This window comes from Variovorax sp. PMC12 (assembly GCF_003019815.1).
In the GTDB taxonomy this organism is placed as follows: Bacteria; Pseudomonadota; Gammaproteobacteria; order Burkholderiales; family Burkholderiaceae_C; genus Variovorax.
Genome location: NZ_CP027774.1, coordinates 599,034 through 612,196, shown reverse-complemented (window position 1 = coordinate 612,196; position 13,163 = coordinate 599,034). Strand labels below are relative to the sequence as shown.

The following is a 13,163-nucleotide window of genomic DNA, read 5'->3' as shown; positions in this document are numbered from 1 at the left end:
GGGACAAGCACATGGAACAGAACCGCCCCCTCACCCTGCTCGTCTGCGCCCTCGGCGGCGAAGGCGGCGGCGTGCTCACCGAATGGCTGGTCGACACCGCGCGCCATGCCGGCTACGCCGCGCAGAGCACGTCGATCCCCGGCGTGGCGCAGCGCACCGGGGCCACCACCTACTACATCGAAGTGTTCCCCGTGCCGCTCGCCCGGCTCGCCGGCAAGCGCCCCGTGTTCAGCCTGAGCCCGGTGCCGGGCGCGCTCGACGCCATCGTGTCGTCGGAGCTGCTGGAAACCGCGCGCCAGATCGGCAACGGCATGAGCGCGCCGCTGCGCACGCTGGTCATCAGCTCGTCGGCGCGCATCTTCACCACGGCCGAGCGCATGGAGCCGGGTGACGGGCGCGCCGACGCGCAGCGGCTGCTCGACGTGGTCAAGGCCTTCAGCCGCGAGCATCATGTGTTCGACATGAACGCCATCGCGCGCGACAGCGGCACGGTGGTCAGCGCGGTGATGCTCGGCGCCATCGCGGGCAGCGGGCTGTTCCCGTTCCCGCGCGAGGCCTACGAGCATGTGGTGCGCGGCGGGGACACCAGCGCCCCGGAGAAGCTGAACAAGATGGCCGCCGCCAGCCTGCGCGGCTTTGCCGCCGCCTTCGATGCGGTGAACGCTCCGCGCGCGCAGGCCGCCTTCGTGAGCAGCGTGCTGGCCAGCGACACGAGCGACGCGCCGCCTCCGGCCAGCGCCCTGCCGGCCGAACTCGCCCGGCGCTTTCCACCCGCGGTGCACGACATGCTCGCGCTCGGCCATGCTCGCGTGCTCGACTACCAGGACGCGGCGTATGCCGCGCTCTACGCCGACCGGCTGGGCCGCGTGCTCGATGCCGAGCGCACCGCCGACCCGGCCGGCGCACAGGGCTTTGCCATCACGCGGGAGATGGCGCGCTGGCTCGCGCTGTGGATGGCCTTCGACGACATCGTGCGGGTCGCCGCGCTCAAGGGCCGCGCAAGCCGCGCGCAGCGCGTGCGGCAGGAGGTGCGCGCCGGCGACGACGACATCGTGAAGGTCTACGACCACTTCAAGCCCGGCGCGGCGGAATTCGCGGCGCTGCTGCCGCCTTCGCTCTCGCGCCGCGTCACGGCCTGGGACCGGGCCCGCCAGGCGCGCGGCCGGGAGCCGTGGGCGCTGCCGCTGAAGGTGGGCAGCCACTCGGTGTTCGGCATGGCCTCGCTGCGGCTGCTGGCGTCGCTGCGCTGGCTGCGCCGCCGGGGCAGCCGCTTCGCCGAGGAACAGGCGCTGATCGAGCGCTGGCTCGCGGCGGTGGAAGCCGGCACCTGCGAGGCCTGGGCGCTGGGGCACGAACTGGCGCTGTGCGGGCGGCTCATCAAGGGTTACGGCAGCACCAACGAGCGCGGCAAGCACAACCTGCTGCACGTCATCGACGCGCTGGCCGGCCGCACGGCCCTGCCGGCAACGGCGCGGGCCGCCGCGATCGCCGCGGCCCGCGAGGCGGCGCTGGCGGACGAAGGCGGCAAGGCGCTCGACGCCGCGCTGGCGGCGCACGGCGCGGCACCCCGGCCAGTGCAGGCGCAGCCCATCCGCTGGATGAAGCGGCCACCGCCCGCGAAGGCTTGAGGCGAGCCGACCGATGACCTTGCTGCTCAACGTGGACGACCACCGGCGCCGTGCGCGCCGTGTGCTGCCGCGCCTGGTGTTCGACTATGTCGACGGCGGCGCGGAAGACGAACGCTGCCTGCAGCGCAACCGCGACGCAATCGAAGCGCTGCCGCTCATTCCGGAATGCCTGCGCGACACCACCACGGTGGACACCGGCATCGAACTGTTCGGGCGCCGCTGGCGCGCGCCGTTCGCGGTCGCGCCCATCGGGCTGGCCGGGCTGGTACGGCCGCGCGCCGACGCCTTGCTGGCCGGAGCCGCGCAGGCTGCGCGCGTGCCCTTCATCCTCTCGACCGCATCGAACACCCGCATCGAGGACGTGCGCACCGCCGCGCCCGACGCCACGCTGTGGATGCAGCTCTACGTGATGGGCGAGCGCGCCATTGCCGAACGCATCGTGCGCCGCGCGCGCGCCGCGGGCTTCGAGGCGCTGGTGCTCACGGTGGACGTGCCGGTGAGCGGCCTGCGCGAACGCGACCTGCGACACGGCTTTCGCGTGCCGATGCGGCTCACGCCCGGCACACTGTTCGACATGGCGCGGCACCCGGCCTGGCTGCTGCGGCTTGCGCGCCACGGCATGCCGCGCTTCGAGAACCTGCTGCCCGATGAAGACGGCGCACCCGTCTCCGCGCAGACGCAGGCCGCGCTGCTCTCGCGCACCATGGACCGCGCGCTCACCTGGGAAAGCCTGGGCTGGCTGCGCAAGCTCTGGGACGGCCCGTTGCTCGTCAAGGGCCTGCTGGGCGCGGAAGACGCACGGCGTGCCGTGCGCCACGGCGCCGACGGCATCGTGGTCTCCAACCACGGCGGACGCCAGCTCGACGCCGCGCCAGCCAGCATCGCCGCCCTGCCCGCGATGGTCGACGCCGTGAACGGGCGGATCCCCGTGCTCATGGACGGGGGCATCCGGCGCGGAAGCGACATCGTGAAGGCGCTCGCGCTCGGCGCGCGCGGAGTGCTGGTCGGGCGCGCCCCGGTCTACGGACTGGCGTGCGACGGCGGGCGCGGTGCGCTGTCGGTGCTGCAGATGCTCATCCAGGAGACCGAACGCACGATGACCCTGCTGGGCGCCACGCAGGTGCGCGAGCTCGGCCCGCATCACGTGGACAGGCCTTCGCCGCGTTCGCCCGACGAACAGGAAGGCGTGCCAACGCGACCCAAGGAAAACACGCACGGGAAACCCTCCATTTACCCCGCGCGCGCGACTGCCTAGATTGCTCAACCCAGACGAACACATAACGAAGGAGACCATGACAATCGCCCACCGCCCCCACCGCACGGCACTGGCCCCGGCCGCCGTCGCCATCGCCGCCGCCCTTGCGCTCTGCACGCCCGCCGCGCAGGCACAGGACAAACCCGTGCAGCTCAAGCTGTCGAGCTGGGTGCCCGCGCAGCATCCGCTCAACCCCGCGCTGCAGGCGTGGGCCGACGACATCAAGAAGGAGTCCGGCGGCACCATCACCGCGATCCTGTTTCCGTCGGAGCAGCTCGGCAAGGCCTTCGACCACTACGACATGGCGCGCGACGGCATCGCCGACTTCTCCTACGTGAACCCCGGCTACCAGCCCGGCCGGTTTCCGGTGATGGCCGGCGCGTCGCTGCCCTTCCTGTTCGCCAACGGCAAGGAAGGCTCGGCCGCCATCGACGCCTGGTACCGCAACTACGCGGCCAAGGAAATGAAGGACGTGAAGTACTGCTTCGCCTTCGTGCATGACCCCGGCACCTTCCATTCGCGCAAGAAGATCACCGTGCCCGGCGACGTCAAGGGCCTGAAGGTGCGCCCGGCCACCAGCACCGTGGGCCAGCTCATCACCTCGCTGGGCGGCACCAACGTGCAGGCCTCGGCGCCCGAGTCGCGCGACATGCTGGAGCGCGGCGTGGCCGACGCCATCACCTTCCCGTGGGGCTCCATCGGCCTGTTCGGCATCGACAAGGTCGTGAAGTACCACATGGATGCGCCGCTGTACGTCACCCCCTTCGTGTGGGTCATGAACAAAGGCAAGTACGACGCCATGTCCACCGCGCAGAAGAAGGTGATCGACGACCACTGCACCAGCGAATGGGCGCAGAAGGTGGCCGGGCCTTGGGCCGACTTCGAGTTCGCCGGCCACGCCAAGATGGCGGCGCTTTCGGGCCACGAGATCTACAAGCTCACGCCGGAGCAGCTCGACGCATGGCGCAAGGCCGCGGCGCCCTCGGAAGCGCAGTGGGCCGAGAGCGTGAAGAAGGTCGGCGAAGACCCGAAGGCGGTGATGGATGCGTTGAAGGCCAGCCTTGCCAAGTACAAGTCGGCGCTCTGAGCGATGGCTACCCGGTCCGCCAGCTACATGGACCGCGCGATCAATACGATTGAATGGCTCGCCGCCGTTTTTGTAGGGATCGTCGCGCTCAACATCTTCGTGGCCGTGGTGCTGCGCAAGTTCTTCGACACCTCGATCCCCGACGCCTACGACTTCGGCCGCATGCTGCTGGGGATCCTGATCTTCTGGGGCATCGCGGCCACCAGCTACCGCGGCGGCCACATCACGGTCGACCTCGTGTGGACGGCGGCGGGCCCGCGCATGAAGCGCGCGATCGACGTGTTCGCCACGCTGGTGCTGCTGTTCGTGGTGGCGGTGCAGACCGCCATGCTGTTCGACAAGGTGCGCGGCACCTACGTCGACAACGTGCAGACCTATGACCTGAACATTCCGACCTGGCCGTTCTATGCCGTGGCCTGGGCCGGCGACGTGTGCGCGGTGCTGCTGATCGCGATCCGCACCTACCGGCTGATATTTCACCCCGAGCAACTCGAAGAAGTTCACGCAGAACAGAAGGCGGACGAATGAGCCCCGATGCAGTGGCAGTGCTGGGCTTCGTCGCCCTGTTCGTATTGATGTTGTTGCGCGTGCCGGTGGGCATGGCGATGGGCCTGGTGGGCGTGACCGGCTACAGCTACCTCGTGGGCCCCGGGCCGGCGCTGAAGCTGGTCGGCCAGACCTCGATGCGCACCGTGACCGACTACACCTTCGGCGTGATCCCGATGTTCATGCTGATGGGCGCGCTGGTGTCGGTGTCGGGCGTGAGCCGCGAGCTCTTCAAGGCCGCCAACTCGATGATCGGCCACCTGCGCGGCGGCCTCGGCGTGGCCACCGTGGTGGCATGCGGCGGCTTCGCGGCCATCTGCGGCTCGTCGGTGGCCACGGCCGCCACCTTCTCCGCGGTGGCGTATCCGGAGATGCGGCGCTTCAACTACCCGCAGTCGTTCTCCACCGGCGTGATTGCCGCGGGCGGCACGCTGGGCGCGATCCTGCCGCCATCGACCGTGCTGGCCGTGTACGCCATCCTCACGCAGCAGGACATCGGCAAGCTGTTCATGGCGGGCATCGTGCCCGGCATCCTGGCGATGGCGATGTACGTGCTGACCATCGCGATCATCGTCAAGCTGCGGCCCGACTGGCTGCCCGGCGGCGAGGTCAAGCCGTGGTCGGAACGCGTGAAGGACCTGAAGAATGTGTGGGCGCCGCTGGTGCTGTTCGTGTTCGTGATCGGCGGCCTGTACGGCGGCTTCTTCACGCCGACCGAGGCGGGCGGCGTGGGTGCGAGCGGTGCGTTCATCCTCGGGCTGGTTCGGCGCAAGCTCGACGGCCCGAAGATCCGCGAGGCGCTGCTGTCGGCCACGCGCACGGCTGCGGCGGTGTTCACTGTGCTGATCGGCGCGCTGCTGTTCGGCTACTTCCTCACCATCACGCAAAGCCCGCAGAAGCTCACCGAGTTCCTCACCGGCCTGGGCATCGGCCGCTACGGCGTGCTCGCACTCATCATGCTGATGTACCTGGTGCTCGGCTGCCTGATGGACGCGATGGCGATGATCATCCTGACCGTGCCCATCATCTACCCGGTGATCGTGCACCTGGGCTTCGACCCCATCTGGTTCGGCGTGATCATCGTGATGACGGTGGAGCTGGGGCTGATCCATCCACCGGTGGGCATGAACGTGTTCGTCATCAAGAGCGTGGTGAAGGACGTGAGCTTCACCACCATCTTCAAGGGCGTGCTGCCGTTCATCGTGACCGACATCGTGCGCCTGGTGATCCTGATCGCGTTCCCGATCATTGCCTTGTGGCTCCCGACGAGAATGGGCTGATGAGCAACAGCAACAACCTCAAGGAAGTCGTCTACACCGCGCGCGTCGAGTTCGGCGACTGCGACCCCGCCGGCATCGTCTGGTTTCCCAACTTCTTCCGCTGGATCGACGCGGCCTCGCGGCACTTCTTCGCCGAGTGCGGCGTGCCGCGCTGGGAAGAAACCACGCAGACGCTGGGCGTGATCGGCACGCCGCTGGTCGACACGCACACGCGCTTCGTCAAGGCCGCAAGCTACGGCGACACGCTGCAGATCGCGGTGCGCATCAAGGAATGGCGCGAGAAGAGCTTCGTGCAGACCTATCGCGTCACGCGCGGCGACGACCTGATCCTCGAGTGCGAGGAGGTAAGGATCTTCGCGGCGAAGCGTGAAGGCGGCGGGATCCGGGCGGTGCAGATTCCGCCCTCGATCCGGGTGCTCTGCGAATAGGCCTCGCCTGATAGAGCCGCAGAGGGAAGCTGGCGAAAACCAGTGAAACTTTGGGGCTCCCCAATGGAGCGAGGACACATGTCGATCAAAACCGTTCTCTACCGACCGCGACGGCGGCATTGGTGTGCGGATGCGCCACACCACAAAGAGGGTACTCAGGCCACAGTGGGCCTGATGCCGACGTGGTGGCGATCACGGGCGACCTGCCCGCCTTCCAGTGCGGCGCGATCCGTGACCTGCCGGACCCTACGACGGGCACGCCGCTGGAAGCGTTTACCGTCACGCCAGCAGCCTTTGAGGCAGTGATGGCAATGCGCCCGCAAGCCACCTGCTCAAGCGCACGCGCATCCGGCTTGCAACCGGCAGCACGACGCCAATGATCAAGGACAAAGCCTGACTGATCAGCTCCTCAGGCAAAGCGAAAACTTGTACTTGCGCGTTGGGTTTACTTGTTTTCGGTTATTTACCAGCGCTCAGCCATACGTAAGCTCCAAAACATACAGAGCAATCCAGCGATCAGAAGCAGGACCTTTGTCCTTTGAGAGGTAATTCATGTCAACGCGTCTTTACCTGGTTCTCATTGAACAACATGACACAGCGATTTGGGACAACCAAGTTCGCCTGATGGTCAAGCATCGTGCGGTAACGCATGTCAACTATGAATGCCGTGTCAACATTACCGGGGGATTTCTCGAGCTCATGCTAAGCCATCGCTATGACCTCTATAAGCCCATGATCGGTAAAAGAGACGATTTGTATTGGCTCAAGCTGTACATACCAATACTGATGGCGGACGAAGCTGGAAAGCTCATCACTCGAGGGCACGGGGGATTGAAGTCCTATGGAACCATGGGCCCTGAATGCTTCGCCGATTTTCTTATCGACATGGGTTTGAACAAAGATATAACAATCGACATGACGGGCTGTAGCCTCGCCCGCGGGCCGAATGTTGCCGACACTGCGGTGCATGCAAACACCGCCGCAGCTGTCGGGGCGGGTTCCTATGCACAGCGCTTTCAACGAGCGCTTTTCCAAAAGCGCGGATTGCGATGCAGGGTCCACGCCCGCACTTTCACTTTCACGATCAATGCAGCAGGCCGCAAGGAGACCAGGGATCCCATGACTGGCGCATGGGTCCATAAGGCGCCACATTCCAAGATCATCTTCACCATCAATACTGGAGGCCACCAAGAGATGGAATATGCCGAGGAGGAATACGACGCTTATGGACTAGCGAGGTTGTTTGCATGAGCGCGTTGCTGGGTCTCGGAGACGTTTCCTAGCCGACGGCAGGTGAGCGAGCTGGCACTTCGGCCCGCAGCTTTGCGAGCAGGCCATCGACGCCATGGTCGATCAGGTCGAAGACTTCGACGAAGTCTTTCTGCCCGCCGTACCAGGGGTCGGGCACGTCGCCATCGACGCCGTCAGCGAACTCCGTGAACAGATGGATCTTGCCCTCCGTGCCCGCAGGCGCGAGCCTGCGCAGCGCGGCGCAATGCTGGGCCGTCATGCCAATGATCAGGTCGAAGCGCTCGAAGTCGGCCTTGCGCACCTGACGCGCGCGGTGCGCATGCATCTCGATGCCGCGGCGCCTGGCCTCGGCCACCGAGCGCGGGTCGGGCGGGTTGCCGCGCTCCTCGTCGGAGATGGCGGCGCTGTCGACATCGACATCGAAGCCGGCCGCGCGGGCCTTGTGCATGAGGAGTACGTGGGCCGTGGGGGAGCGGCAGATGTTGCCGGTACAGACGAACAGAATCGAAGGATTTTTCAATTGGGGCAAGAAGGTCGGTGGAACCGCATTTTCGTCCCACGGGGAAAGAGCACCTCCAGCGCCCGACGGGACCCGCGACCGCCCTCGCGATCTGCGTCGCCGCAGTAGGATGGAACGATGCCCCTGCATCGCCCCCTGCACATCGCCGCCCTGTTCTGCACCGCCGCCCTTCTGGCGGCCTGTGCGACCCCAGCAGATCGCGGCGCAGCAACCGCACGGCATGCCATGGCCGCCACGGATCGCGAAGGCGGTGGAGCTGCGCTGGCGTCCAGGGCCCCGGTCGCAGACCTCTCGCCGGCCCAGGCGCTGGCCCCTGAGGCGCAGGGTGCCCGGGTACGCTGGAGCGGCGGAATCAGCGCCATCGAGTCGCGTGAAGGCGCTCGCCAGTGCTTCACCCTGCTGCATGCCACTTTCGATGCACAAGGCGTGCTGCAGTGGCCGCGCGATGCGCAGAATTTCGTCGCCTGCGGCCCGGGACGTTATGACCGGGAACTGGTGGCCCAGTTCACGCTGGTGAGCCTCGAAGGCCGTGTGAGCGGGCAACAGGTGCTTCTGGACAAGCCGGTTCCCGTGATGGAGATCGATGCGCTGTATCGACACTCCGACTGCGCACAGGGCAGCGAGAAGAGTCCCGAGTGCTACGCGGGTTATCTGCGACCTCAAAGTCCTTAGCACCCTGCCGCGAGGCATCCGCCAAGCTGCGCAGAGATCGATAGCGTCCAGGTGCGCGCAGCGGACGCCAGAAGACTACAAGCGCACAGGTTGCCGGCCTTCATTCCGGGCCGCGTCGAACGGCGCGCGCTGGATATGCTGAGGCCGCGCGCTCCAGCCAACGACGTACAGAGCGCGAAACAACTCTTTGGAGGTCAGGTGAGGAAAAACCCTTTGGTACTGCTTGTGGTCGGCGTGATCCTTCTGATTGCAGGTGCGATGCTTACTTTCGGGGGCACGGCGCCAGCGGCTGATGCCGCGACGGTGGCGAAATGCCAGGAGCGCATGAAAGATCAGGGCGCGGAGATGCTCGGGCGATGCAAGGAGTCGGCATTCGCTACGGCCATGACGGCGACCGATGCCAATGCCGCGGCCCGTGCCATCAGCGCGAGCAACAACAGCGAGATCGGAGGCAATGCCCTCGGCATGTTCCTGCTGGGCCTGGGGCTCGTCTTGGCGGTGGCGGGCGGTCTGGCATGGAGAAGGCGAGCGGCGACGGCATAGAGGTGCCCGGAGGGCCCTGTGCGGATCGCCACCCGATCGAGAGAAGCCCCTTGCGCATTGCGTGAAGCCAATCCCGAAGGTTGACGCATCCATGATGCGGTGCAACAATCGTGAAATCTTCATTTCGGAGCCCCGTGCGTGGACAGTGCCAGTTGGATCAGTGACAAGACGCGTGCCTCGGCAGGCGTGACACTCCAGGCTCTCTAGCGCAGGCTTACCGCGCTGTGGCCGCCGTGCACGCAGCGTGACCCCCTTGCCCTCGCGGCAAGCGGTTCTCTCCTCCCGATACCCGCCCCTCTCGTCACTGGCTTTTTCAGTCAGCTTGCGTGCGTCCGTGCGCGAGGCCCTTCAACGCGAAGGAGCCTTGTCATGCGTCATCTCGAACTTCGTCAGCAGCCGCTGCAACAGCAGCAGGCGCAGCCGCGGACGCAGCACAGCGGCGGCACGCCTGCGAGTGCCACCGCGCCTCGCATCGACGACACGCTGGACCAGGCCGCCGCGCTCTGGACCACCCGCCGCATCCGCAGCTGCCTGGTGCTGCTCGATCCATCCGCTCGCCCGGCGCACCGCTGAAGCCCGCGCGCACCCCGCCCCATTCACGCACGCAGACGAAGGAGGCCCCCATGGACCCAGCCCCTCATTTGCGCCCCTGCGCGCCCCGTCCATTGTTCCGATCGATTGCCAGCCAGAGAGAGTGCAGCGCGCCTTGCTGCGAAGGAATAGTCACGCCTGATTGACCGAGGCGTGCGCTTTTCTTTCCTTCACGGCCCGCGCTGCCGCCGTGAAGGAGAGAAAAAATGAAAAACGTCCTGAAGTCCTTTTTCGAGAGCTTCCTGCGCAGCCGCCACATGCTGCATCACTTCGAGCGCTGGCAGACGCTGCTGGGCTCGAAACCCGCCGCCGCCGGCTCGGCCAGCATGCCGGCCGACATCGCCAAGGCTCTGAGCGCCGCCTCGCGCACCGACGCCGGCGAAATGCTGGTCAGGCTCCACAGTTCGCCGCGCGGCCTCAGTGAAGGCCATGCGCAGGTGCTGCGCAAGCGCCTGGGCAGCAACGAGGTCCGCCACGAGCAGCCGCTGCCCTGGTGGCAGCACCTGTGGCAGTGCTACCGCAATCCGTTCAACCTGCTGTTGACGGTGCTGGCGCTGATCTCCTACGCCACCGACGACATGAAGGCCGCGCTCGTCATCGGCAGCATGGTGGTGCTGTCGACGGTGCTGCGCTTCCTGCAGGAATCGCGCTCCAACAAGGCGGCCGAGCGCCTCAAGGCGATGGTGAGCAACACCGCGACGGTGCTGCGGCCCGCGCCGGGCCAGAAGGCAGGATCGGCCGGCGACGAAGGCTTCGATGCCACGCACGCCGGCACGCTGCGCGTCGAGGTGCCGATGCGCGACCTGGTGCCGGGCGACGTGATTGCGCTGTCGGCCGGCGACATGATCCCGGCCGACTGCCGCCTGCTCACCGCCAAGGACCTGTTCATCAGCCAGTCCGCGCTCACGGGCGAGGCCATGCCGGTCGAGAAGTTCGTCGCCGACTGCGGCGCGCACGACGCCGGCGTGCTCGAACGCGAGAACCTGCTCTTCATGGGCACCAACGTGATCAGCGGTACCGCCACCGCGTTGATCGTGCACACGGGCGACCGCACCTTCTTCGGCGCACTCGCGCAACGCGTGACCGCCACCGACCGCGGCACCAGTGCGTTCCAGGCCGGCATCAACCGCGTGAGCTGGGTGCTGATCCGCTTCATGCTGGTGATGGCGCCGCTGGTGCTGGTGATAAACGGCGTGGCCAAGGGCGACTGGTGGGAGGCGGCGCTGTTCGCGCTGTCGATCGCGGTCGGCCTCACGCCCGAGATGCTGCCGATGATCGTGACCGCCACGCTGGCCAAGGGCGCGGTCGTGATGTCGCGCCAGAAGGTGATCGTCAAAAGGCTCGAGGCCATCCACAACTTCGGCGCAATGGACGTGCTGTGCACCGACAAGACCGGCACGCTGACGCAGGACCGCATCGTGCTCGAGCGCCACACCAATGCCTGGGGCGAAGGCTCGGACCACGTGCTGCAGCTCGCCTATCTCAACAGCTTTCACCAGACGGGCCTGAAGAACCTGCTCGACAAGGCCGTGCTGAGCCATGCAGAGATGCAGCTCGAGACGCGCCTTCAGACCGGCTACCGCAAGATCGACGAGGTGCCCTTCGACTTCTCGCGCCGCCGCATGTCGGTGGTGGTGGCCAACGGCGGCAGCGAGCACCTGCTGGTCTGCAAGGGTGCGCTGGAAGAGATCCTGTCGGTGTGCACGTCGGTGGAACGCGGCGCCGAGGTGCTGGCGCTCGATGAAGAGGTGCTCGCGCGCATCCATCGCGTGGCGTCGGAACTCAACGCGCAGGGCCTGCGCGTGGTGGCGGTGGCAAGCCGCGCGCTGAAGCTCGAGGCGCAGAAGCCGGCATACGGCGTGGCCGACGAGTCGGGCCTCACGCTGCTGGGCTATGTGGCGTTCCTCGACCCGCCGAAGGAATCGACCGCGCCCGCGCTGCGCGCGCTGGCCGAGCATGGCGTGGCGGTGAAGGTGCTGACGGGCGACAACGAGCTGGTGACGCGCAAGGTCTGCGGCGACGTGGGCATCGAGGCCGGCCGCATGGTGCTCGGCCGCGAGATCGAGGACATGAGCGACGCCGACCTGCGCGTGCTGGTCGAACGGCACCAGGTGTTCGCCAAGCTCACGCCGGCGCACAAGGAGCGCATCGTGCACGCGCTGCACGCCAACGGGCACGTGGTCGGTTTCATGGGCGACGGCATCAACGACGCACCGGCGCTGCGTGCCGCGGACATCGGCATTTCGGTGGACGGCGCGGTGGACGTGGCGAAGGAATCGGCCGACATCATCCTGCTGGAGAAGAGCCTGATGGTGCTGGAGCAAGGCGTGATCGAGGGGCGCCGCACTTTCGCGAACATGCTCAAGTACATCAAGATCACGGCAAGCTCGAACTTCGGCAACGTGTTCTCGGTGCTGGTGGCCAGCGCGTTCCTGCCGTTCCTGCCGATGCTGCCGCTGCACCTGCTGGTGCAGAACCTGCTGTACGACGTGTCGCAGATCGCGATCCCGTTCGACAACGTGGACGACGAGTTCCTGAAGAACCCGCAGCGTTGGAACCCGGCCGACCTGGGCCGCTTCATGGTGTTCTTCGGGCCGCTGAGTTCGGTGTTCGACATCCTGACGTTCACCGTGCTGTGGTTCGTGTTCGCCGCCAACTCGGTGGATCACCAGACGCTGTTCCAGTCAGGCTGGTTCGTCGAGGGCCTGCTGTCGCAGACGCTGATCGTGCACCTGATCCGCACCCGCAAGATCCCGTTCCTGCAAAGCCGCGCGTCGTGGCCGCTGCTGGCAATGGGCGCGGCCATTGCCGCGGTGGGCATCTGGCTGCCGATGGGGCCGCTGGCGCACTACTTCAAGCTGCAGGCGCTTCCGCTTGCGTATTTCCCGTGGCTGGTGGCGATGCTGGTCGGCTATGCGGTGCTGACGCAGACGGTGAAGGGGTGGTATGGGCGGCGGTATGGGTGGCAGTGACTCTTGTCGAGTCTCGAGGGGCATTGTTCAGGTTCAGGGTGCGTGCACAGGCCAACGGGTACTCCCCTCCGCGAATGTCCCCCGGGGCTGCGCCCCTCCTCCTTTATTTCGCTGCGGGGAGCACCCGGCGCCCTGCGCACGACGAGCGCCGCTCTTGTGCCGGCTGATCAACAAGTGCTCTGAACGATCACGACGGCGGGGTGCCTTGCGCAGCGAAATAAAGGGGGAGGCCGCAGGCCGGAGGACATTCGCGGAGCAAGGTACCCCGTCGGCGTGAGCGCGCCCACCTGAAATCAAATGCGCCTCGGGCTCTTTGACACGCATATGACACCCTGGCCCAGCAAACTGCCAGCCTCGATCAGAGGAAAGCTGTTACTCCATCGACCATCG

12 protein-coding genes are annotated in these 13,163 nt (G+C 66.7%); 11 read left to right on the top strand and 1 reads right to left on the bottom strand.

All coding sequences use genetic code 11. From position 1 onward, the window contains the following. Positions 1-11 precede the first annotated feature (11 nt). The 7 genes from C4F17_RS30285 to C4F17_RS30250 all read left to right on the top strand — a co-directional run bounded on the left by C4F17_RS30285 (position 12) and on the right by C4F17_RS30250 (position 7,475). Complete coding sequence (locus C4F17_RS30285; RefSeq protein ID WP_106938122.1) at positions 12-1,628, top strand: indolepyruvate oxidoreductase subunit beta family protein; 1,617 nt, start codon at positions 12-14, stop codon at positions 1,626-1,628. Between the two features lie 13 nt (positions 1,629-1,641). Continuing rightward, entirely contained in the window at positions 1,642-2,883 is a 1,242-nt protein-coding gene (locus tag C4F17_RS30280; RefSeq protein WP_106938121.1) for an alpha-hydroxy acid oxidase, read from the top strand. A 37-nt stretch (positions 2,884-2,920) separates the two neighbouring features. Further along, positions 2,921-3,970 carry a TRAP transporter substrate-binding protein gene (locus C4F17_RS30275; RefSeq protein WP_106938515.1) on the top strand — a complete coding sequence of 350 codons (1,050 nt, stop codon included), beginning with the start codon at positions 2,921-2,923 and terminating at the stop codon, positions 3,968-3,970. 3 nt (positions 3,971-3,973) lie between these two features. Next, entirely contained in the window at positions 3,974-4,498 is a 525-nt protein-coding gene (locus C4F17_RS30270; protein ID WP_234383038.1) for a TRAP transporter small permease, read from the top strand. Further along, entirely contained in the window at positions 4,495-5,796 is a 1,302-nt protein-coding gene (locus C4F17_RS30265) for a TRAP transporter large permease (RefSeq protein WP_106938120.1), read from the top strand. The genes C4F17_RS30270 and C4F17_RS30265 overlap by 4 nt, the downstream gene beginning before the upstream one ends. Further along, complete coding sequence (locus C4F17_RS30260) at positions 5,796-6,224, top strand: acyl-CoA thioesterase (RefSeq protein WP_106938119.1); 429 nt, start codon at positions 5,796-5,798, stop codon at positions 6,222-6,224. The genes C4F17_RS30265 and C4F17_RS30260 overlap by 1 nt, the downstream gene beginning before the upstream one ends. Positions 6,225-6,776: 552 nt before the next feature. Beyond that, complete coding sequence (locus tag C4F17_RS30250) at positions 6,777-7,475, top strand: hypothetical protein (protein ID WP_106938117.1); 699 nt, start codon at positions 6,777-6,779, stop codon at positions 7,473-7,475. A gap of 28 nt (positions 7,476-7,503) precedes the next feature. Here the strand turns inward: C4F17_RS30250 and C4F17_RS30245 are convergent, their stop codons facing one another. Continuing rightward, positions 7,504-7,923, bottom strand: coding sequence for a low molecular weight protein-tyrosine-phosphatase (locus tag C4F17_RS30245; RefSeq protein WP_234383036.1), 420 nt, complete (start codon positions 7,921-7,923; stop codon positions 7,504-7,506). 189 nt (positions 7,924-8,112) lie between these two features. Between C4F17_RS30245 and C4F17_RS33590 the strand changes: the two genes are divergently transcribed. From C4F17_RS33590 to mgtA, 4 genes are all read left to right on the top strand, one after another. Next, positions 8,113-8,667: a hypothetical protein gene (locus C4F17_RS33590; RefSeq protein ID WP_234383034.1), complete on the top strand. Its 555-nt coding sequence runs from the start codon at positions 8,113-8,115 to the stop codon at positions 8,665-8,667. A 90-nt stretch (positions 8,668-8,757) separates the two neighbouring features. Beyond that, positions 8,758-9,210 (top strand): hypothetical protein, encoded by a 453-nt coding sequence (locus C4F17_RS30235; protein WP_199851999.1) that lies wholly within the window; start codon positions 8,758-8,760, stop codon positions 9,208-9,210. A gap of 369 nt (positions 9,211-9,579) precedes the next feature. Then, positions 9,580-9,783, top strand: a complete 204-nt coding sequence (locus tag C4F17_RS30230) for a hypothetical protein (protein WP_106938115.1) — start codon at positions 9,580-9,582, stop codon at positions 9,781-9,783. 224 nt (positions 9,784-10,007) lie between these two features. Continuing rightward, positions 10,008-12,773 carry a magnesium-translocating P-type ATPase gene (gene mgtA, locus C4F17_RS30225; protein WP_106938114.1) on the top strand — a complete coding sequence of 922 codons (2,766 nt, stop codon included), beginning with the start codon at positions 10,008-10,010 and terminating at the stop codon, positions 12,771-12,773. Positions 12,774-13,163 lie beyond the last annotated feature (390 nt).